Consider the following 1,967-nt stretch of genomic DNA (forward strand, 5'->3'; position numbering starts at 1 on the left):
CTAACTAAGCAATCAAATAGATACATTACCAGCAATACTTTCTAGGCAAACAACCGGCAAACCCATCCAGTGAATGCGACCGCCATATTTATACGCTTTGGCTGTCCTTGCCAAGGTGTTACATCCTTTGGTTTGGTTGTTCTAAGCTATGCTGTCAGATGCTGCTATGGCTGGCAGTGAATGTACTCGATTGTTGATAAGCCGCGCTATCTGTTGATTGCAGCATTGATGCTGTTTCATATAGCTCTCTTGGAGTAGAGGGTTGAAAAACCTTTTTTTTATGCACGCATTCAAACATTGCAGCCCCAATGGCGCTATTACCTTTCTCATCGAGAGGCGGGGAGATGGTCACTAAAGCACCTTGGCCTGGATAAATCCCTAAAATTACACCACCGACGCCTGATTTCGCACAAACTTCTTCTCCAGCCACAGCATGAAATCCATCTGTACCGTTATATAGTCCAGTATGCTTTATTGTTTGTAGAGCTTTATCTACTATTCGTGGTTCCATCACCATTTTTTGTGTGCTTCTATTAAGTCCTCGATTTGCTAAAGTTGCAGCAGCACGTGTAAGTTGGTTAACATCCATATAAATCGAACAATTGGCAGTGTACATTTGTAACAATCTTTCTGAGTTAACACTCTCTGGAAGCAGCCTATGCTTTTTCATTTGCTCAATAAGCCGTCTATTATTTTCTGCTCCCTCAAGCTCAGAAATAAATGTTTGAAGGTCTGTGCAAATTTTGGCTTGACTTTCATGCCTCGTCTTCGCCATACTTGATAGCAGGTCAATAACGGGCTGGGCGAGCTGGTCAACGTCCTCTTGAGTTGTATTATAAGGATCTAATGGCGGTAGCTCAAGGACACTCGGGTCAGGTAGTGATGCATAAACGGTTAGAATGGCTCCATAGTTTACTGATGGATTGGCAGCCTTATCAAAATAGGTATCATCTTTTAGCCAATAATCTAGCCGCCGATCAACATCCACAAAGCTTTTTAGCGCACTGCTGGCTTTATTAGGGTAATCGCTTAAGAGTGGATTTTCTCTGTTTAAAGCACTAGATAGTCGACTGGCATGGGCATTAAATCGTAGATCTGTTTTTTCTCTTGCTACAAGCCGATCAAGTAACTGAGGATTATTCTGGGATGCAAGAAGATCAGTAAAGAATTTAGAAACAGATTGAATGGTTACTTTCGTCGCTTGATGCTCTTGGCTACCGAAAATTCCAATCTCATTATCGCCAAAGGTAACACCTGTAGTAAAAATGTCTGGATCCTGATCAGCAAGCCTTGCTATGTAATCTGCATTTTTTGCTTTAGTTTCAACAATAATTTGGCTTTTTTTATCTTGTACTTCTTGGAAGGATTCTTCAATTTGCTTGATTTTATCACTAAAAGGCATATATTTTTCTCCAAAATTTATTTCAAATGGTGTTTTAAGTCCAATGAAATGAAAACTTTAATTTAAAGAGATAAAATTTAGCTGTTTTTTACTGTCGAGTACTTTTTTAAAAGCTGATTAATCCTGACCCACTCTAGAAGCTTCAGATTGCACTTCAGACAATGTTAGTGCTCATTAGCTATTTACTTATCACTGGACCAAAATCATGTCTAAGCCAAATTTTTCACTTTTCTCAAAATATAGAACTTAGTTTAGTGTCGCGACGTTTATATTAAAAACATAAATTTTGTAATTTCACAATGAATTTTACAATTATAACGTGAGTTCGATATAAGGTCCTATTGAAAAAGCAGCCCGTTTGCAATTAATATTTAGGTTCTCAAAGTCTAAATCCATTGCAAGGAGCTACTTATGGATACCAGCTTAATCGGTTTGTTTTGTATTGTCGATGACTTTTGTCAGGTTTTCTTGCCTCACTGGAAAGCCTCATTACTTGAGCACCAAGATAAGCAGCGCAATAAACCAAGCCGCATGTCAACGAGCGAAATAATGACCATCATGATTT

At 38.7% G+C, this 1,967-nt stretch carries 1 protein-coding gene and 1 pseudogene; one reads left to right on the plus strand and one right to left on the minus strand.

Going from position 1 to position 1,967, the window contains the following annotated elements; translation table 11 throughout:
- Positions 1–154 precede the first annotated feature (154 nt).
- Positions 155–1,402, minus strand: a complete 1,248-nt coding sequence (locus C200_RS12220; RefSeq protein ID WP_016212202.1) for a glutaminase — start codon at positions 1,400–1,402, stop codon at positions 155–157.
- 411 nt (positions 1,403–1,813) lie between these two features.
- On the opposite strand from C200_RS12220, the pseudogene C200_RS12225 reads away from it, so the two are divergent.
- A pseudogene (locus C200_RS12225) lies at positions 1,814–1,967 on the plus strand (IS982 family transposase); the annotation flags it as partial.

The sequence above is a fragment of the Piscirickettsia salmonis LF-89 = ATCC VR-1361 genome, from assembly GCF_000297215.2.
Classification (GTDB): Bacteria; Pseudomonadota; Gammaproteobacteria; order Piscirickettsiales; family Piscirickettsiaceae; genus Piscirickettsia; species Piscirickettsia salmonis.

What these genes read in the sequence shown, in the direction of transcription:
- C200_RS12220 (WP_016212202.1), bottom strand. Translation starts at nt 1,402, where the DNA reads ATGCCTTTTAGTGATAAAATCAAGCAAATTGAAGAATCCTTCCAAGAA.